Raw genomic sequence first — 19,260 nt, 5'->3', positions numbered from 1 at the left:
TCCGACGTCCTGCGACCCCTTTTTTTCAAGTGGAAAACGCACTACGTGGCGGAGATATTGTTCCAGTTGAAATTCTGACTTCCGCGGGAGCGCGGGCCGCCGTTGGCGGTGACGTCGATCGGCGTCGGAGGACGCGGACCGCGAGAATAGTCCATCCTGGATTCGAACCAGGGTCGTTGCCCCCAGAAGGCAACAGGATTGGCCACTACCCCAATGGACTGTGCACTCACTCGTAGCCAACGGGTGTTTGTAAGCGTTGCGCGTTGGGGGCGCTCTGCGAGTCGTTCACAGCGTCCGACTCGGCACACCTCGTGTGCGACGTGCCGCGGAGGGCGGGACGGTCGGTCACGGGCGCGGACGGGCCGACGCATCGAACGAGAATTCGATCGACGAACGTGAACAGATCGATGCGTTTTAGCGGACACAATCGCCACGAATCTGTATGTACGTCGGACGATTCGTCGTCGTCGCTCCCGGAATCGGAGCGTATCGGGTCTCCTCTCGGTCGTTCCCGAACCGTCGCGTGATCGACCGCGACGGGACGCTCACCGTCGGTCCCACGCCGGACGCGCCCGAGACGGACAACCCGTACGTCTCGTACAACTGCGCGCGGGCGGTCCGCGCGCCGACCGGCGACGCGCGCGCCGTCGTCGGCAACGGCTCGCACGTCGACCCGATCGCGGAGAAACTGGAACGGGGATATCCGGCTCGTGACGCGCTCGCGGCCGCGCTGCTCGCGCTCGACTTCGAGAAGGACGACTACGACACCCCGCGGATCGCGGGCGTCGTCGAGGCAGACACCGCGACGGTCGGGACCGTCCGACGGGACGCGTTGCTCGTCGAATCGGTCGACGAGCCGACGATCGTCGCGACCTACGAGACCGACAGTCCGGAGCCGTACCCGCTTGCGGCCGCGGACGCGGCGGACGCGGCGACGGAGGTCCTCGCCGCCGACTTCGAACACCCGGTGTGTGCGGCCGGGGCGACCGTCGACGACGACGGCGTCACGCTCGCGTTCGACAACGACACCTCGTAGTCCGTCAACGGAACCGCGGCCGGCGTCGAGACCGCGGGCTATTCGAGTTCGTCGGTGTCGGCATGGGGATCGAACCCGTCGATCGCGGCGTGAACGCCCTCGACCCACTCGTCGAGTGCGTCGTGGAGTCTGGTCTTCGCTTCCGCGATCGGGATCGCGGTGTACTGGTAGACGTATCCGCCGGAGTCGAGGAGCCGCCGGCGGCGCTCGACGAGCCCCTTCTCTCGCAGGGTCGAGAGCGACCGGTTCACGTTCGATCGGTCCCGGTCGAGCGTCGACGCGAGTTCGGCGACCGTGCTTCCCGGATGATCGAGCAACACGAGGTACGTGCGGCTCTCGTGGTCGCGAACGCCGAACACACAGGAGAGCACGTGTTCGAACGAAGGGGACACGTCGCCGACGAGGTCCTCGATCTCGGGATCGCTCATGGCCGTCGTTCGACCCCGCCCGGGTTAAACATCGGTGTCCCGTCGGAGCCGGTCACGGGGCGAGTCACTCCGCGGCCGCGTATCCCATCTGGTCGAGACAGCCGCGCATCTCCGATTCGTCCGCGTGGCGGTGGAGGTTCGTCGGCGTGTCACAGTGATACGTCTCTCCGTCGTATCGGAGCACGACCTCGTGTGACCCGCCGGCGACTTCGACGTCGACGAGGATCCGCCGTCCGTCGTTGAGGGCGTCTATCAGTTCGTCGGCCGACAGTTCGCCCGCGGCGACCCGAAGCACCTCAGTCATGGACGCAGTTCGAGGTCCGGGAAGTAAATCCGTTCGGTGCGTCGGTCACGTCGTCGTGGAGTCGGGACCACCCTCGGTTTCGGGGGGTTCGACGCCTTCGGCCGCGGCGACGTCTTCCGTCCGCTTCTCGGCTTCGACGTGCCAGCGGTCGATCTCCGACTCGTACTCGGCGAGGACGTCGCTCACCTCGGCTTTGAGATCGTCGTCGTTGATGTTCACTTCGAAGACGAACGTCTCGCCGGCTTCGCCGCGGCCGACCTCCTGAACGTTGGCGCTGACGAGTTCGTTGTCGAAGTAGTACGGTGCCATCTGGGTCATCACCTTCCGGTAGACCGTGTCTTCGACCTTCCGGAGCGCCTTGCGGCTCGCGGAGTCGGCCGCGCGGGCGACGTGTCCGATCGACTCGCCCCACCGCTCGACGGCGCTTTCGGTGTCGTTTTCGCCGACCTTCTCGTAGGACTCAGTGAGCTTCTCTCCGGCCGTCTGCAGGTCTTCTCCCGGCGTCTTTCCGGCCCGCTCGCCTTCGCCTTCGCTGACGGAGGCCTGTTCTGCGGTCTTTTCTGATACGTCTTCGTCGATACGTTCGTGAGACTTCGGCCGCCAGTCGTCGAAGTCGTGGTACGCGTCGCCGTCGACTCCGGTTTCACGGAGCGCGAGTGCGATCCGCTCGCCGTGTTCGACGACGTCGCCCCAGTCCCCGCGGATCTTGAACCCGGAGATGCTCTCTTCCATCGCGTTGACCCCGCTAGGAATCGAACCGGTATAAGTCTCTCACCTGACGGGTCGCGTCTACTTCCCGTACGCGAGGCGTCGCCCGAGCGCGTCGATCCGATCTTTGAGATCGCTGAGGAATCCCGCCGGCGACACGCGGCGGATCGAGGACTCGTCGACCTCGATCCGCGCCTCGCCGAACGGGTCGCGCTCCGCGCGCTCCTCGTCGCCCTGATCGTCACTCACCGCGCCGACGACCGCCGACATCGAGCACCGACCGCACGCCTCGGTTCGGATCTCTTGGTCGGACATGATTCTCTGTTACAATCTTCCGCTCCACGGAGTTAAAACCCGCCGCTGACTGCCCTTCAGTCGAGTGATGCCGGCGGTCCGGCCTACCGCCGCGGCCCGACGGCCTTTTTACTACTCCGTGGAACTGGCTCGCATGGGATATCGAGTCGTCGACGCGGACGCAGTCGATCCAGCACCCGACCGACCCTGCGAGTGCCGGAAGCTCTCGGATCCGGGCGGACTCGAACACGCCGCTATCAACCGCTTCCGCGCCGAGCCCGGCGAGCAGCTGCCGCTCGCGTACCACTACCACGAAACCCAACAGGAGGCGTTTTACGTGCTGTCGGGAACGCTCGCCGTCGAGACGCCGGACGGGACCTACGAGATCGAGACGGACGAGCTGTTCGTCGTCGACCCCGAGAGCCCGCAGCGGGCGTACAACCCCGACGACGCCGGCGGTCCCGTAACGGTGCTCGCGATCGGCGCTCCGCCGGCCGCGGACGACGCGGTCGCGTACGACCCCGCGGATGAGTGAACACGCCGGCGGCGACGGCGGCGATCCGACTGACGGGCGAGGCGACGGCGGTCGCGACACCGATCGTCCCGATCCCGAGACGCTCCCGGCGGAGATTCGCGAGAACGTCCCGGACTACGACGACGAGTACCTCGACCGCGTCTCCGACCGGCTCATGTACAGCTACGACCTGGAGTCCGACGTCGTCGAGCGCGGCGAGCGGTTCGAGCTGTACGCGCGGATGCGGCTGCGCAACCAGAAGCAGTTCCTCCACCCCGCGTTGAGCTACGCGGACCACGACATGATGGAACACGTGTTCGCGCGCCGGGTCGAGGTTCCCGCGGTCGCCGACGTCGAGCGGCTCGTCGAGTTCGCCCACGACGTCGCCGACGACCGCGTCGAGGGCGACGAGCAGCACTACGGCACCGACGTCACGGTCGTGCTCGTCGCGGACCGGGTCCCCGACGCGGTCGCCGACTTCGTCGAGGGGTTTCGCGACCGGACCCTGTTGAAGCTCGGCTACTACGGCCACTACGAGGTGAACCTCGTCGTCGTCGCGCCGGCCGAAGAACGCCTCGTCGCCAGCGAGGTCGCAGACGTCGCCGGCGCGTTTCGACTGTGGGAGCCGGTCGAAGAGCCCGAGGAGGGGTTCTTTTCGCGGTTCGCGAAGCGATTCTGGCGGTGAGCGACCGCCAGACGGACGCGTCGTCTGTGGAACGGGTGAAAAAGCGATCCGCGTGGAGGAACGGAGCAGGGGACCCCGGTCGGACCGGACCGCGAGGGCGTCAGTCGTCGCTCGGTTCTGCCGCCGGCGTCTCACCGCCGCCGCGGACCGACCGAATGTTGCCGAGGCCGATCTTCACGAGCGACAGCGCGAGCCCGATCAGCACGAGCGCGAGGATCATCTGCGTCACAGACGAGATCTGTGCGCCGAGCGTGTCCGCGCCGCCGCCGATCAGGTTCGTGTAGAGGTTCTGATAGAACGCCAGCCACGTGAGGCCGAGCACGGTGATGGTCACCATCACCGCCATCGGGAGACCCGTGGAGATCAGCTGCTTGGACTCGTCCCAGTTGGCGAGCCAGACGGTGGCGGTCAACAGCGCGAGCGCCGCGAGCAGCTGGTTCGCGCCGCCGAACAGCGCCCACAGCGTCGCCCACTCGCCGGAGATGACGAGCAGGTAGCCGATGCCGATCTGGAAGAGCGGGTTGGTGTACCGACCGCGGGCGATCGAGCCGAGGTTCGGCGAGAGCCCGCTTACCGTCATCCCGTCGTCCATGCCGACGATCTCCTCCATCATGTACCGACCCAGTCGGACCGCGGTGTCGGTCGAGGTGAGAAGGAAGCTCACTAGCACGAGCGCCATGAACACGGCACCGATCGTCTCCGGAATGCCGAGGCTCGTGAGGATGATCCCGCCGCCGCTCGCGAAGTTCGGCAGCGCGCCGCCGATCCCGCCGGCTGCGGCGTCACCGGCGAAGCCGGCGACCGCGAGCGTCGAGAGTGCGAGCGCGGCGAGTAACCCCTCGCCGAGCATCCCGCCGTAGCCGATGAGGCGGGCGTCGCTCTCCTTGTTCAGCTGTTTCGAGGTCGTTCCGGAGGAGACGAGCGAGTGGAACCCGCTTATCGTCCCGCAGGCGATCGTGATGAAAAGCAGCGGGAAGAGCGGGTACAGTCCCGCCGCTTCGACGCCCCAGAAGCCCTCGAACATGCCGATCGACGAGTCGACGACGAGCGGCTGGCCGGACGTTCCGAGGATCGTGCCGACGATGATCGCGATGACTCCGCCGCCGACCCCGGCGTACAGCAGGAACGACGAGAGGTAGTCGCGCGGTTGGAGAAGCACCCACACCGGGAGCGCGCTCGCGATCGCGCCGTACACCATGATCACGGGGATCCACGCCGCGGTGTTGCCGCCGAGCGCCGACGCGCCGGGGACCCAGCTTCCGGTCCCGCTGAACAGCACGAAGGTGCCCGCCGGGTGACTGGCGTCGCCGGCCAGCTCGAACAGCGCGACCGGGTACTGAATCCCCAGCCAGACGCCGGCGAACACGCCGGCGACGAAGAGGATCGTCCCCGGGATGAACGGACCGTTGAGCTGGTAGAGGTACACCCCGAACGCCAGCGCCAAGAGGATGTACACGAAGCTCGCGGTCGTCACTTGCGGGTACGCGTTGAACACGATGCCGACCACGAGCGCGAACACCGCCACGACGAGGATGATCGTGAGGAACGCGAACCACAACAGCAGGTCCTTCCCGCGTTCACCGACGTACTGACCGACGATGTACCCGATCGACCGGCCCTCGTGTCGGATCGAACTCGACAGCGAGATGAAGTCGTGAACCGCCCCCATCAGCGGGTTGCCGATGGCCACCCACAGAAGCGCCGGGACCCACCCCCAGATGGCTCCCGCCGTGATCGGGCCGACGATCGGTGCGCCGCCCGCGATGCTCGAAAAGTGATGCCCCAGTAGCACCGGCTTTTTCGCCGGTACGTACTCCTGTCCGTCTTCGTACTTGTGTGCCGGCGTCTCTCGGCTGTCGTCGAGGTCGACGAACCGCGAGAGGTACCGCGAGTATCCCATATACCCTACGGTGAACGTGCCGAGCACGGCAGCTACGATCCAGATTACACTTGTCATTGGTTCCCTGCCTCGTGGTATTGGTTCACGATCGAATACTTAAGTATTGTCTTCACTCGTGAGGACGGGCGGAAAAACGGCCGCCCCGGCCGAGACGAGACGCCGATCGAGACCTTGTTACTCGTTCGCAATGTGAAATTAACCAGCGACTCCGCGGGAACTCGTTCGCGCGCGTTCTTCGGCCGGACGGCCGTGCGCGTCGGTCCGTCGGTTCGCGTCGATCGCCGCCGATCCGCGGCGGGCCGGCGGCGGCGTCTCGACGTCGGGTTCCCCGGCTACGTCGGGTTCGGCGGCGACGTCTCGACGTCGAGTTCCCCGGCTACGTCCGAGAGCAGGTCTCCGCGAACCTCGCGCGTGCGTGACTCGATCTCGGCGACGAGCGGCGGTTCGAACCCTTCACGGACCTGTTGGATCCGGTCGCGCTCGGTTTCCACCTTGTCTCGGAGGTAGCGGGCACCGCGACCGTCCTCGTCGGCGTCGGGTGCCGGCGTGAGCTTGTTCGCGACGAGTCCGCGGACCCGCAGGTCGCGGTCGGTGAACCCCTCGATCGCCCGTCCCGTCTCGTTGACGGAGAGCTGGTCCGGGTTCAACACCAGAAAGAACGCGGCGTGGTTTCGCATCGCGTCGCCCGCGTATTCGAAGAACTCCTTGCGCCGCTGTAGCCGCTCCAAGACCGGGTCGCCGTCCATCAGCCGCCGCGGCTCCATGTCGCCGATCGCCGCCTTCTCGAAGAGGTCGATGGACTGTTTTCGCTTGTACAACAGCCGGTCGATCCAGTCGCCGAGAAAGTCGGGAAGACCGAGCAATCGGAGCGTCGACCCCGTCGGCGCGGTATCGAAGACCACTCGCTCGTACGGGTCGCTCTCCTCGCGCATCACGGTCACGAACGCGTCGAACAGGGCGGCCTCGTACGCGCCCGGCGTGCCGTGGGACATCTCCAGTTGGCGGTTGATCTCGGAGACCATCGCGGTCGACACCTGCTCCGAAAGCCCCTCTCGGATCTCTTGGAGGTGACGTTGCATCTCGTCTTCCGGGTCGATCTCCATCGCGTCCAGCCGGTCGACGCCAGCGACCGACTCCGGGTCGTCGCCGAACTCTTGGTCGAACACGTCCGACACCGAGTGTGCCGGGTCCGTCGAGACGACGAGCGTTTTGACGCCGGCGTCCGCACAGCGATAGGCGTACGCACACGAGACGGTCGTCTTGCCGACCCCGCCTTTCCCGCCGAAGAAAACGAACCGCTCCATCACCGGTCCTCCGTGGCTGTCGCGTCCATCAGAAGTGGTACTGCTGGCCCTTCCGCTCGATGAGGCTCTCGCGGTCCCACAGCCGCCGCTCCCACGCCTCGAACTCGTCTTCGAGGTACGGGAGCAGCTCGGCGGTGTAGTACGAGACCGGAGACGGGATGCCGAAGGCGTCGGGGAAACACGCGAGCATGAACTCGTCTTCGGCGTCTTCGGCCTCCTTCTCTATCTTCTCGTAGGCCGGGTGCGTGATCATGCCGTGGTAGAGACCGCGGAGCCACTCTTCGAGCTCCGCGCGAAAGACCGCGATTCGGTCTGCGATACTCATGATTGACCGTGACGCTCGCGTCGATTAAAAGCTATCGCGGGTGCGTCCCGATCACGCATCTGCGAAGGCGCGGCCGCAGGGAGCCGGTCTCACCCCCGCATCAGGTTCATTACTTCCTCGGCGACGTCCGGCTCGACAGCGACGACGTAGCGACGTCCGGGCGAGAGCGTCGTGTCCGAGCGAGCGATCCGCTGTCCGTCGTCGTCCGAGACGATCAGCGTTCCCGCTGGGAACCGAACGTCGGTCAGTTGTTTCCCGGCGGCTGGGGCCCCCTCTGCGACGCGGACGAGCATGATGTCGAGCGTCCCGGTCACGTCTGCGAGCGTCTGGACGTCGCTGCCGAGGATCTCGTTCGCCGCGAGGCGGGCACCGGCACGCTCGGGGTAGAGTACGGCATCGACGAACCGGGTGTAGGCGTCGCCGACCGCGCTGTCGATGCGCGCGACCGTTCGGATGTCGGGTGCCAGCTCGGCGGCGGCCAGACACACCGCGAGGTTCAGTCCCGAGACGCCCGTGAGCGCCGCGATCGCGTCGGCCCGTTCGATGCCGGCCTGTTCGATGATGTCCGGGTCGGTCGCGTCACCCTCGATCACAGTCGCCGTCCACTCGTCGGCGATGTCTGAGACGGTTCGCTCGTCGCGTTCGATGATCGTCACGTCGTGGCCGCGGTCGGCGAGTATCTCGGCCGTCTGGAAGCCGACGCGTCCGCCGCCCGCGATGATGATGTCAAGGTTACTGGTCATTGGTGTCCTCCTCGGTGTCGACAGCCGCAGTGTCTCCCGTCGACGGCGTCCGTAGCCTGTTGAGGCCGACGTAGGCGACGCCGCCGAGGCCGATCCATCCCGCGCTGAGCCCGAGCGCCAGCGGGTCCGTCCGGAGTAGGTACTCCACGAGGACGGCCGTCAGGATCAGGTTGAGCGCGATACCGATCAGTGGCGGAGCCGGATAGAAGGGGACCGTGTACGGGCGATTCATGTTCGGCCGCTCCCGGCGGAGCCTGATCACGGCGATGTTGACGATGATGAACGACAGTAAAAAGAACAGGCTCGACATGTTCCCGGCGCTCTGTGTCGGCAGTGCCACCGACCCGAGCATCACGACCGCACTGGCGAGGATCGCGACGAACGGCGTCCCGTAGCGGTGGTGGATCTGGCCGAACGAGGGGAGCAGTTGTCCCTCCCGCCCCATCGAGAACGCGACCCGCGAGGAAGCGATCACGACCGCGTTCAGCGCGGTCAGAGTCGAGAACACCGCGCCGAAGACGATGAGCGCTCCACCGTTTTGGATGATCGGTAACCCGGTCGGCATGAACGAGGTCGCCGCGGTGGCGATGCCGGCCTCGCCGGCGTCCGCGAGCCCGGCGGCTCCGAGCGTTCCGACGGCGACCGTCACGACGGCCAGGTAAACGACCACGGTCGCCGCGAGGCTGAAAAAGATCGCTTTCGGAATGTTCTCGCGGGGATTTTCCACTTCCTCCGTGACGGTGGTGATGAGGTCGTACCCCTCGAACGCGATGAACGTGAGACCCATAGCCGGCAGGACCGCGGCCGCGCCGTTGCCGTCGGGAAACAGGGGTTGGAACTCGGCGCCGGAGAACATCGGGGACGCGAATCCGAACCCGACGAACACCACGAGGATACACACCTTGACGACGGTGAAGACGGTCTCTGCGCTCCCGCTCGCCGCCGTCGAGACGGCGTTGAGCGCCACTAGGCCGAGCACCGCGACGAACGCCAGCAGGAACGCGATCGGGACGGCCGCGTCGACGACCGGGACGGCGATCGCTCCCACCTGTTCCGGCGGCGGAACCAGCCCGTAGACGTGAAGCAGTTCGAGGAAGTTCGGCGCGAATCCGAGCGCGTACAGCGCGCCGGCTATCATGTACGCGAACCAGAGCATCCACCCCATGATGAACGACGACAGGTCGTCGAATATCTCGCGGACGAACGCGTACCCGCCGCCGCTTTTCGGGATCGACGCGGCGAGTTCGGCGTACGAGAGGCCGGTGAACGCCGTGACGACGCCGTTCAGCGCGAAGACGACGATCGCCGCCGGTCCGGCGATTTCGGCCGCGAGTCCCGTGAGAACGAAGATGCCAGCCCCGATCATCGCGCCCATCCCGATCATGGTGGCGTCGAGCAGCCCGAGCTCGGCGTCCGGCGATCGAGTCTGGCTACCGCTCATTACGCGCACCCAGAGAGTCGTTCAGCAGCCATTGCGTTCGTAGTGTAGCCAGTTCGGCACACTTCAGTACCGGGGATGGATCTCTCACCGAGAGATCCGTTCGGAAAAAGCGAGATACCGTCTGCGGCCACGAAGACGAGATACCGTCTACGGTCGCAGTCGGTTGCGGAGAATCGAGAGGAGAGCCTCGCGCTTCAGCGCGGGGAAGGTGTCAAGCCGAGTTGCCGTCGGCCGTCAACTCGCCCTGAGCGTCGGTCGAGTCCGCGGCCTCAGACCCGTCGTCGAGTTCGGGATTGTCTCCGGTGTCCGGCGTCGGGGAGTGAGCGTCGTTGGTGATAGCGCCCCAGACGAGATACAGCATGGCGGTGACCATCAGTATCGTCGCGACGACCGCCGCGACGCCCACCACGGAGAGGTACTGGAACATGGTCCGCGGTCGGTGGGCCGAACGTATCAACGTATCGGCTTTCGGTGGACGGCGACCGGCTACGCGTCCGCAATCGAGCGGTCGAGACGCACGGCGGCGAGGAGTTGAAGGGGGCGGCCGACGGAACGGATCACATGACCGACCGGATCCCGGTGACCGTGCTCTCGGGGAGCCTCGGGGCGGGCAAGACGACGCTTTTGAACCACCTCCTCTCTACCGCCGGCGACCGCGACATCGCCGTCCTCGTCAACGACATGGGAGACGTGAACGTCGACGCCGACCTGATCGCGGAGGAGTCGGAGGTCGACGTCGAGGGCGTCACGGAGCTGTCGAACGGCTGTATCTGTTGTGAGCTACAAGACGACCTGGAGACCGCGGTCGTGCGGCTCGCGAACGAGCGCAGCTTCGACGCCTTGGTCGTCGAGTCCTCGGGCATCTCCGAGCCCGCGCCGGTCGCGCGGCTGTTCACCACGGAGTCGCGCGCGGCCGCCCGCTACCGGGTCGACGCGCTCGTCACCGTGATCGACACGCGACAGTTCATCGACGCCTTCTCCGGAGCGGACGTCCCCGAGCGGCTGACCGACCCCGACGCCGGCGACGACCGCCCGCTCTCCGACCTCCTCGTCGAGCAGATCGAGGTGTCGAACGTGGTCGTGTGCAACAAAGCGGACCTCTGCACGGACCCGGAGATCGAGGAGGCGGTCGGGCTCGTCGAGGCGCTCCAGCCGAGCGCCGAGACGGTCGTGACCGAGTTCGCCGCCGTCGACCCGGACCGGATTCTCGACGTGGGGATCTTCGACGAGAGCGAGGTCGGCGACCTCCCGGGGTGGAAGCGCGCGCTCGACGAGGCGAGAGACGACGGAGACCACGCACACGAGGGCGCCGGCGACGCTCACGGCGGACACGACCACCGCCATCCCGACGAAGTCTACGGGGTCACCTCGTTCACCTACCGGCGCCGACGGCCGTTCCACCCGGAGCGGATCGCCGCGCTCCTCCGCGACCTTCCGGACGACGTGGTCCGCTCGAAGGGAACGCTCTGGGTCGCCGGCACGGACCAGCGTCAGCAGGTCGGACAGGCCGGACGGTCGGTCCGCGTCGAGGCGCTCGGTCCGTGGATAGCGAGCCTCCCCGCGGTCGAGCGCGACATGCTCCGGTCGAACCGCCCGGAGCTCGACTGGGACGACGACCACGGCGACCGGCTGACGGAGTACGTCGTCATCGGCACGGACGTGGACGAAGACGCCCTTATCGACCGGCTCGACGACGCGCTCGCCACCGACGAGGAGTGGGACGAGTTCGGGGGCGGCGGACCGGGTGCAGGCGACGAGACGCCGTTCCCGGCCGAGCAGGGAGACGAGGTCGCGCTCAGAGAACCGTGAACGCGTGACAGTCACCCCGCCTCGCCGGTCGTCGCGTCGTCGAACAGCGCGGCGAAGAGCTTGTTTTCGGCTGCGCGCAGGTGCTGGGTGAACGTCGTCTGTGAGATGTCCATCATCGACGCGACCTCCTCGCCGGTGTGCTCGCGGGGCCAGTCGAAAAAGCCCGCGAAGTACGCGGTGCGTGCCGCCTCGCGCTGTCGGTCCGTCAGCGCCGCGGCCAACTGCTTCCGGAAGCCGGCCTCGGTCCGGACGTCTCGGTCGCGCTCGCGCTGTGCGACGAGCGTCAGGTCGTCGTACGCCGTCCGGAGCGCGTTGACGACGGTTCGGATATCGTTCGAACTGGCGACGCGTGCGATCAGCTGTCCGCTCGACCCGCTGATCGAGAGCGTTCCGATCTCGGCTCCGTACTGCGCCAGCGTCGCGACGATCGATCGCTCGTCGACGGCGAGCCGGAACAGCGACCGGTCCTCGTAGCTGTACACGTGCTGTGTGGTCTCGACGTGAGCCGACTCGTCGGTGTGTGCGGCGACGGCGTCCGGATCGGCGTCGACGGTGACGTACTGGACGTGGGTGCCGTCGCGGGTGCCGCCGACGTGCTCGACCGTGACGGTGCAGTCGAGCCGTGCCGCCATGGTCGCCAGCGGCTCGTCGATGCCCCGCAACTGGAACTCCAGTTCGGTCACGCTGTCCGCGGCGAGCGTCTGCTTGCTCTCGACGGCGCTTATCGCGTCCGCGACGGTGCTGCCGAGCTCCGCGAAGAGGGGGTCTTCGAGCAGGTCGAACGCGCTCTGATCCCGCGTCACCACGACGAGGACGCCGTACTCCGCGCCGCGGTACGCGAGCGGGACGACGACGCTCCGCGTCTCGGCGGCCTCCGCGTCGCTTTCGACGTCGGCGACGACGGTCGTTTCCCCGTCTAACGCCTCCGTGATCGGGGTTGGATCGGCGGCACACAGCGTCTCGATGTGACGGTCGACCGCGTCGGCGTCGATGCCGGCCCGCGAGCGCGGGGCCACCGTGTCGTCGACGAGGCCCCGAGTGCCGATCCACGCCGCGTCGAAGAGGTCCGAGGAAGCGAACTGCGTGCACACCGCGGACTCGATCTCCTCCCGGGTCGACGCGGAGACGAGTTCGCGGTTGACGTCTCGAAGCATCGCGTTCGTGTTGTTCAGAAGCGTCAGCCGCTCGTTTTGCTCCTCGATGTGCATCTCGCGTTCCTTCCGCTCCGTGACGTCGCGCTCTATCGCGACGTAGCGCTCGACGTCACCGCCTTCTGTGATCGGGGCGATCGTCGCGTCGATCCAGCAGAGCTCTCCCGACTTCCGGCGGTTCGTCAGCTCACCCTCCCAGACCGATCCTGACTCGATCTGCTCCCAGAGCCCAGCGTAGAACGCCTCGTCGTGTTCGCCCGACTGCCAGAGCCGCGGGTTCTCGCCGACCACCTCGTCCGGCTCGTACCCGGTGACCGTCTCGACGGCCGGGTTCGCGTACTCGATGGTCCCGTCCGGATCGGTGAGGAAGATCGCGTGTCCGGCGTGTTCGATCGCCTTGCGAAAGCTCCGGAGGCGGTCGTTGGCCGACTGAAGTTGCGCTTTGATCGCGGCCTCCTCGTCGACGTACTCGGAGAGGTAGTACACCGTGATCAGGGTGAGCACGCTCACGACGAGACCGGGGAGTTCCTCGACCCCGGTGGTCGCCGTCTGGACCGTGAGAAGTTGGCGAAGCGTCATGAAGGACAGGAGCAGCGTCAGGAACCCGAACCGGCGGTCGCGGGTTCGGACGAGGAGCAGGACCGAGTACCCGACGCCGAGAAGCCGCAGGACGATAGAGGAGGCGATGATCCAGTTCATGTGATCCGTGTCGGCGTCAGGCGGTCGGCGGGTCCGGCCGGAGCGACCGACCGCTCGGCTTGGCACAGCCCGTTCATGTCCGACGTCTTTCCTGTTCTCGCAGATAACAGCCGTGGTTGGCGCGCGCGTCCCCTCGCCGCGCGTGGCGCGTCCGACATCCCCGATCCAAACAGTATTGGTACCCGCAATATGGGGCGTATTCCGGGAGACGGCCCGGATCAAACAGTATTGGTACCACCCTTTCCACCGGTGTCTGCGTACGTATACGTGTATGAACGCCAGAACCGACCGGCCGGATCGACCGTCCGCCGGCGCGACGAGCGGTCACGGGTGGTGGCGATGAGTACCGCAGACGACGGGGACGTCTTCCCCGGTGTTCCGGACGTCGGGAAGGCGGACCTCGACGCGATGGTGGAGGACGAACGGCCCGATCCGAGAGAGGAGCTCGCGGACGTCGAGGCGGACACGGACCTCGGTGTCGCGATGGCCGAGGACGCGAAGCGCGTCGCCCGGGGAGAGATCACCGGCGACGAGTACTGGGAGAAGTACGACGAGGCGGCCGCGGACGAGTTCGGCGAGGCGTACCGAGAGACGCCGAACCCGGCGGTCGACGCCGGCGACCAGACCGTCTCGACGGAGACGGCCGAGTCGCTGAGCTGTGCCGTCGGCTCGATGGACACCGTGTCGACGGAGTCGGCGCAGGTCGACGGCGAGGGGAGAGGCGACGCGGGCGGCGGGATCGGCGCGGGCGACGAGACGTGGGGGATGGTGATAGACCTCCAGAAGTGCGTCGGCTGTGACTCGTGTACGGTCGCGTGCAAGTCCGAGAACCGGACCCCGCCGGGCGTGTCGTACAACGTCGTGATGGAGGAGGAACACGGCGAGTTCCCGAACGTCACGCGCACGAACGTTCCGCGCCCGTGCATGCAGTGTGACAACCCGCCGTGCGTGCAGGTGTGTCCGGTCTCGGCGACGTACAAGATGGACGACGGCGTGGTCAACATCGACTACGACCGGTGTATCGGCTGCCGGTACTGCAACATCGCCTGTCCGTACGGCGCGCGGTACTTCGACTTCGGCGAGAACTACGACGACGAAGTCGACGGGGCGGGCGAAGTGACGAGCCCCGAGTACGGCGTCGATCGGGGGCCGCGAGAAGAGGGTGAATCGCCGATCGGCAACATCCGTAAGTGCAGCTTCTGTACGCATCGCTTAGAGCGCGGCGAGGAACCGGCCTGCGTCGAGACCTGTATCGGCGACGCGCGGAACATGGGAGACCTCGATAACCCCGAAAGCGAGGTCGCGAAGATGGCCGACTCCTCCCGCGCGTTCCAACTGAAAGAAGACGAGGGGACGGACCCCAACGTCTACTACCTCAAGTAGGACGATGGCGACACAACACACGCGATTCGACTTCGATCCGGGCTTCGAGGACGGACGACTCCGCGTGGCGTGGTACGCCTTCGTCGCCGCGCTCGTCGCCGTCGGCGCGTACGCGACGTACCTCCGGATCACGGGGGGGATGGCGAGCACCAACCTCACGAGCATCGTGCCGTGGGGGGCGTGGGTCGCCTTCTACATCTACTTCGTCGGCCTCTCGGCCGGCGCGTTCCTCGTGAGCACGATGGCCAACGTCTTCGAGGTCGAGGGGATGCACCGCATCGACCGCGACGCGCTGTTCGCTGCGATCATCAGCATGGCCGTGGCGCTGCTCTTCGTGTGGATCGACCTCGGGCGGATGGACCGGATGTACTTCCCGTTCATTTGGCGTCAGCTGACCTCCGCGCTCTCGTGGGAGGTCCACGCCTACGTGGCGTACATCGCGATACTGGTCACGGAGCTGTACTTCTCGATGCGTATCGACCTCGCGCGCGTCGCGGATCGGACTTCGGGGCTCAAAGAGCGGTTCTACGCGACGCTCGCGCTCGGGCGGCTGGACACGAGCGAGGCGTCACGGGCGTTCGATCGGCGCTGGCTCAAGCGGGCGGGCGTCGTCGGGATCCCGCTCGCCATCTTCATGGTTCACGGCGGGACCGGCGTGCTGTTCGCCGTCTCGAAGGCCCGACCGTACTGGAACAGCGGGCTGTTCCCGGTGATCTTCGTCATCTCGGCGCTTCTCAGCGGGACCGCCTTGGTGATGTTGATCTACGTGCTCCGGACCCGGCTGTTCGACGGCGAGGCGGTCGACCCGGATCTGCTCGATCGCCTCGCGCAGCTTCTGATCGGCTTCATCGTCGTCGACGCGGCGCTGACGGCCATCGAGACGTTCATCGCGATAGCCAGCCTCCACCCCCACGAGATCGAGACCTGGAACGTCATCATGTACGGGCCGATGTCGTGGTCGTTCTGGTGGTTCATGGTCGGATTCAGTTGGGTGTTCCCGATGGTCCTGTTGAGCAAGCGATCGTGGCGGCGCACGCCGGGAGTGATGGTGATCGCCGGCCTGAGCGTCGTCATCGGAATCATCGCGGTGCGGTTCAACATCGTCGTTCCGGCGCAGGTCATGCCGGTGATGGAGGGACTCCCCCACGGCTCGTACTTCCCGACGCTCGTCGAGTGGGGGACGAGCGTCGGCATGATCGGCGTCGGGCTGCTGTTGTACACGCTCGGTGCAGAGACGCTTCCGCTGACTCCGCTTTCTGGAGGTGACCACGAATGAGCGCAGACGATTCCGACGGAGACGGTGCGACCGTCTCGCGCCGGGACTTGATCAAGGCGGTCGGGAGTATCGGCGTCATCGCGGCGGCGAGCAACGCCGCGGTCGACGTGGACGTCGACGACCTGTGGACCGACGACGAGCACCACTACGTCGGCGACGAGTACGGCGAGTACGACGCGAGCGACGTGATCCACACCACCTGCGGGCAGTGTAACACGTTCTGTCCGGTCAAGGTGCAACTCGCCGACGGGAGCGGCACCGGCGAGTACAGTTCGCTCGTCCGGAAGCTGGCGGGGAACCCGTACTCGTTCCTCAACACTCAGCCGTTCTCGCAGGTCCCCTACGGGAGCGACCCGGAAGACGTGGCGATGGGCGACGTCGAGGGGAGCGGCGACGTCGACACCGATCGGTGGTCGCTCTCCGGGGGTCGGATCTGCCTGAAGGGGCAGGCGGGCATTCAGACGGCCTTCGACAGCTACCGGGTTCGAAAGCCGATGAAGCGGGTCGGTCCGCGCGGGTCGGGCGAGTGGAAGACGGTCTCGTGGGAACAGGCTATCCAAGATATCGTCGAGGGCGACGACGAGCTGGGGCATCCCGGGCTCGAAGACGTCTGGGGGTACGCTCCGAAGGAGGACGTGATGAGCGACTGGGAGGCCGTCCAGAACGGCGAGTTGTCCAAGTCGGCGTTCGACGAGCGGTACGCCGAGGACCTCATCGACACCGACCACCCCGACTTGGGACCGAAGTCGAACCAGATCGTCGACGTGGGCGGGTTCCGCCGCAACTTCATCCGGAACCGGCTCTGGCACCAGGGGCTCGGATCCATAAACAGCGTCCACCACGCCGGGACCTGCGGCGTCTCGAGCGTGATGGGTAACGTGCGGTCGCACGCGGCTCAAAAGAAGCGGCAGTACCCCGACATCGACAACTGCGAGTACCTCATCGCGTGGGGGACCAATCCGATGGTCGCGAACAAGGGGCCGACGTGGCTCGCGCCGAAGCTGACGAACGCCATCGAAGACGGGATGCGGATGGACGTGATCGATCCGCGCCTGTCGAAGACCGCCGAGAAGGCCGACACGTGGGTGCCGGTCGAGCCCGGCGCGGACGGCGCGCTCGCGCTCGGGATGGCCCGATGGATCATCGAGAACGACCGCCACGACCTGACGTACCTCCAGAACCCCTCGCAGTCGGCCGCGAGCGACGACGACGAGCCGACGTGGAGCGACGCGACCCACCTCGTCCTCGTCGACGAGGACGCGGGACCGAAGGCGCGCGCCGGCGACCTCGGGCTGGTCGACGAGAACGCTGACACCGCGGACGACTTCGTCGTGATCGACGCCGACACCGGCGAGCCCCGCCCCGCGAGCGAGGTCGACACGGCCGTCCTCGACGTGGACGTGACCGTCGAGGGCGCGGCGGTGCGGAGCGTCTGGAGCCAGTACCGCGAGCGCGTCTTCGAGCACACCGTCGAGGAGTACGCGGAGATGGCCGGCGTGCCGGCCGAACAGATCGCCGATATCGCAGACGAGTTCACGAGTCACGGCAAGCGCGCCGCGATCATGGCCTACCGCGGGCCGGCGAAGCACACGAACGGCTTCTACAACACGCGGGCGATCGCCACCCTCCAGCACCTCATCGGCAACTACGACTGGAAGGGCGGACAGATCACCCCGTACGCGGGCTATGACACGATGTCGGGCCGATACGATCTCGGGTCGGTGCCCGACGGCCGCTCGCCGTGGGGGATCCCGCTGCTCCGAGGGGGGATCAACTACGAGGACACCTCGCTTTTCGAGCGCGACGACGGCTACCCGGCGAAGCGGCCGTGGTTCCCCGTCGCGCCGCCGCAGGCGACCCAGGAACTCTACGGCAGCGCCGCCGACGAGTACCCGTACGGCGTCGAGGCGCTTTTCATCCGACCGTACTCGAACAACCACGTGATGGCGGTCGCCGGCGGCGACGAGATCCCGGCGATCCTCAGAGACACCGACACGATCCCGCTTATTGTCGCCTCGGACACGGTCATCGGCGAGACGAGCCAGTACGCCGACTACATCCTGCCCGAGCCGACCTACCTCGAACGGTGGGAGAACTTCGGCACGTACCCGAACAAGCGGCTGGCAGACGAGAAGATCAGCCAGCCGGCGGTGTCCGTCGTCCCCGACGCGCGTCCGTTCGAAGACGTGCTGATAGACCTGTGGTCGGAGCTCGGTCTGCCCGGCGTCGGCGAGGACGCGATCGCTGACGCCGAAGGCGACCTGTGGCCGCTCGAACGGGCCGAGGACTTCTACGTGAAGCTCGCCGCCAACATCGCGTACGACCGCGATCCGGTCCCGGACGCGAGCGCGGACGAGCGTCGGGTGTTCCGCGAAAGTCACGAGAACGGCCTCGGCGACCAGTTCGACCTCGACCGCTGGAAGGCCGCGGTCACGGACGAGGAGTGGCCGAAGGTCGTCACCGTGTTGAACCGCGGCGGGCGCTTCGAGGAGCCGGCCGGGGAGTACGACGAGGCGTTCGGCGAACACGGACACGACTACGACTACGCCGAGCGAGCGCGCGATTCGAACGCCTACGACGGCGAGCACATGCGGTACAAACTCGAGTCGCGCGTCGACTTCTACAGCGAGGTCGTGCCGAACGGGAAACACTCGTTCACCGGCGAGCGGTTCGACCCCCTTCCGAAGGTCGACGACGTCGAGCACTACGACGGCACCGTGCAGGCCGCGGTGCGCGGCGACGACGATCGGGATCGCCCGCTGCGACTGATAAACTGGAAGCCGCGGACACAGGGGATGCACCGCACCCAGAACAGCCCGTGGCTCCGCGAGACGCGCCCGGAGAATCCGGTGTGGATCAACCCGCGAGACGCCGAGGAGCGCGGGATCGAAAACGGCGACGAGATCGCCCTCGACGCCGGACGCGAGACCGTCGACGCGGTCGCGATGGTCACGAGCGGCATCCGCCCCGGCGTCGTCGGCGCGATGTGGGGCTGGGGGCGGACCGGCGACGGAGCGACGGCGGAGACGATCGACGGCGAGACGCGGGAGGCTGTCGAGGCAGACGGGCACAGCGACTACCAGTTCGACGAGCCGATGACCGAGGAAGGGGGGTACGCGAAGGGGCGCGACGCCGGCTTCGCGATCAACCACGTCCAGCCGCTCGACGAGGAGCTCGGCGACACCGGCCTCTCGGATCTCGTCGGCGGGAGCAACGCGCAGTACGACGCCTTCGTCGACGTGGAGCGGCGGTGATCTGAG

Annotated in this window: 18 protein-coding genes and 1 tRNA gene; 7 read left to right on the top strand and 12 right to left on the bottom strand. The window is 66.9% G+C overall.

What is annotated here, in order from left to right; genetic code table 11:
• Positions 1–147: 147 nt before the first annotated feature.
• A tRNA-Gln gene (locus NO930_RS00605) sits at positions 148–220 on the bottom strand.
• A gap of 222 nt (positions 221–442) precedes the next feature.
• Between NO930_RS00605 and NO930_RS00600 the strand changes: the two genes are divergently transcribed.
• The gene (locus NO930_RS00600; protein WP_137783243.1) at positions 443–1,036 is read left to right on the top strand and encodes an IMP cyclohydrolase; all 594 of its coding nucleotides are present in this window, start codon (positions 443–445) and stop codon (positions 1,034–1,036) included.
• Between the two features lie 38 nt (positions 1,037–1,074).
• Here the strand turns inward: NO930_RS00600 and NO930_RS00595 are convergent, their stop codons facing one another.
• From NO930_RS00595 to NO930_RS00580, 4 genes are all read right to left on the bottom strand, one after another.
• Positions 1,075–1,464: a helix-turn-helix domain-containing protein gene (locus tag NO930_RS00595; protein WP_256402154.1), complete on the bottom strand. Its 390-nt coding sequence runs from the start codon at positions 1,462–1,464 to the stop codon at positions 1,075–1,077.
• Positions 1,465–1,528: 64 nt separating this feature from the next.
• Positions 1,529–1,768 (bottom strand): DUF8001 family protein, encoded by a 240-nt coding sequence (locus tag NO930_RS00590; RefSeq protein ID WP_137783241.1) that lies wholly within the window; start codon positions 1,766–1,768, stop codon positions 1,529–1,531.
• A 45-nt stretch (positions 1,769–1,813) separates the two neighbouring features.
• Complete coding sequence (locus NO930_RS00585; protein WP_256402153.1) at positions 1,814–2,500, bottom strand: DUF5828 family protein; 687 nt, start codon at positions 2,498–2,500, stop codon at positions 1,814–1,816.
• A 57-nt stretch (positions 2,501–2,557) separates the two neighbouring features.
• Positions 2,558–2,791, bottom strand: a complete 234-nt coding sequence (locus NO930_RS00580; protein WP_137783239.1) for a DUF8007 family protein — start codon at positions 2,789–2,791, stop codon at positions 2,558–2,560.
• Between the two features lie 133 nt (positions 2,792–2,924).
• Between NO930_RS00580 and NO930_RS00575 the strand changes: the two genes are divergently transcribed.
• Both NO930_RS00575 and NO930_RS00570 read left to right on the top strand, forming a co-directional pair.
• Entirely contained in the window at positions 2,925–3,305 is a 381-nt protein-coding gene (locus NO930_RS00575; protein ID WP_137783238.1) for a cupin domain-containing protein, read from the top strand.
• On the top strand, positions 3,298–3,969 hold the full coding sequence (locus NO930_RS00570) for a DUF8052 family protein (protein WP_137783237.1): 672 nt from the start codon (positions 3,298–3,300) through the stop codon (positions 3,967–3,969). Before NO930_RS00575 ends, NO930_RS00570 begins: the two co-directional genes overlap by 8 nt.
• Positions 3,970–4,069: 100 nt before the next feature.
• On the opposite strand, the gene NO930_RS00565 is transcribed toward NO930_RS00570, so the two are convergent.
• The 6 genes from NO930_RS00565 to NO930_RS00540 form a co-directional block, all read right to left on the bottom strand.
• Complete coding sequence (locus NO930_RS00565) at positions 4,070–5,926, bottom strand: carbon starvation CstA family protein (RefSeq protein ID WP_137783236.1); 1,857 nt, start codon at positions 5,924–5,926, stop codon at positions 4,070–4,072.
• Between the two features lie 275 nt (positions 5,927–6,201).
• Positions 6,202–7,173, bottom strand: coding sequence for an ArsA family ATPase (locus tag NO930_RS00560; protein ID WP_256402152.1), 972 nt, complete (start codon positions 7,171–7,173; stop codon positions 6,202–6,204).
• A 28-nt stretch (positions 7,174–7,201) separates the two neighbouring features.
• On the bottom strand, positions 7,202–7,498 hold the full coding sequence (locus tag NO930_RS00555; protein WP_049983831.1) for a DUF7990 family protein: 297 nt from the start codon (positions 7,496–7,498) through the stop codon (positions 7,202–7,204).
• Between the two features lie 89 nt (positions 7,499–7,587).
• Positions 7,588–8,241, bottom strand: a complete 654-nt coding sequence (locus NO930_RS00550; protein WP_137783748.1) for a potassium channel family protein — start codon at positions 8,239–8,241, stop codon at positions 7,588–7,590.
• Positions 8,231–9,682 carry an APC family permease gene (locus NO930_RS00545; RefSeq protein ID WP_256402151.1) on the bottom strand — a complete coding sequence of 484 codons (1,452 nt, stop codon included), beginning with the start codon at positions 9,680–9,682 and terminating at the stop codon, positions 8,231–8,233. The genes NO930_RS00550 and NO930_RS00545 overlap by 11 nt, the downstream gene beginning before the upstream one ends.
• A gap of 211 nt (positions 9,683–9,893) precedes the next feature.
• The gene (locus NO930_RS00540) at positions 9,894–10,109 is read right to left on the bottom strand and encodes a hypothetical protein (RefSeq protein ID WP_137783746.1); all 216 of its coding nucleotides are present in this window, start codon (positions 10,107–10,109) and stop codon (positions 9,894–9,896) included.
• 134 nt (positions 10,110–10,243) lie between these two features.
• Here NO930_RS00540 and NO930_RS00535 point away from each other — a divergent pair, with 134 nt between their 5' ends.
• On the top strand, positions 10,244–11,491 hold the full coding sequence (locus NO930_RS00535) for a CobW family GTP-binding protein (RefSeq protein ID WP_256402797.1): 1,248 nt from the start codon (positions 10,244–10,246) through the stop codon (positions 11,489–11,491).
• An 11-nt stretch (positions 11,492–11,502) separates the two neighbouring features.
• Here NO930_RS00535 and NO930_RS00530 read toward each other — a convergent pair whose 3' ends face one another.
• Positions 11,503–13,341 carry a bacterio-opsin activator domain-containing protein gene (locus NO930_RS00530; RefSeq protein ID WP_137782547.1) on the bottom strand — a complete coding sequence of 613 codons (1,839 nt, stop codon included), beginning with the start codon at positions 13,339–13,341 and terminating at the stop codon, positions 11,503–11,505.
• A 339-nt stretch (positions 13,342–13,680) separates the two neighbouring features.
• On the opposite strand from NO930_RS00530, the gene NO930_RS00525 reads away from it, so the two are divergent.
• The 3 genes from NO930_RS00525 to NO930_RS00515 are packed head-to-tail and all read left to right on the top strand — an operon-like array spanning position 13,681 to position 19,254.
• Positions 13,681–14,724 carry a 4Fe-4S dicluster domain-containing protein gene (locus tag NO930_RS00525; RefSeq protein ID WP_199242122.1) on the top strand — a complete coding sequence of 348 codons (1,044 nt, stop codon included), beginning with the start codon at positions 13,681–13,683 and terminating at the stop codon, positions 14,722–14,724.
• 4 nt (positions 14,725–14,728) lie between these two features.
• Positions 14,729–16,000 (top strand): NrfD/PsrC family molybdoenzyme membrane anchor subunit, encoded by a 1,272-nt coding sequence (gene nrfD / locus NO930_RS00520; RefSeq protein WP_256402150.1) that lies wholly within the window; start codon positions 14,729–14,731, stop codon positions 15,998–16,000.
• A complete protein-coding gene (locus NO930_RS00515; RefSeq protein WP_256402149.1) occupies positions 15,997–19,254 on the top strand; it encodes a molybdopterin-dependent oxidoreductase in 3,258 nt (1,085 codons plus the stop codon). Before nrfD ends, NO930_RS00515 begins: the two co-directional genes overlap by 4 nt.
• Positions 19,255–19,260 lie beyond the last annotated feature (6 nt).

This window comes from Halorubrum salinum, from assembly GCF_024494575.1.
Classification (GTDB): Archaea; Halobacteriota; Halobacteria; order Halobacteriales; family Haloferacaceae; genus Halorubrum; species Halorubrum salinum.
This window is presented reverse-complemented; position numbering and strand designations above follow the sequence as displayed.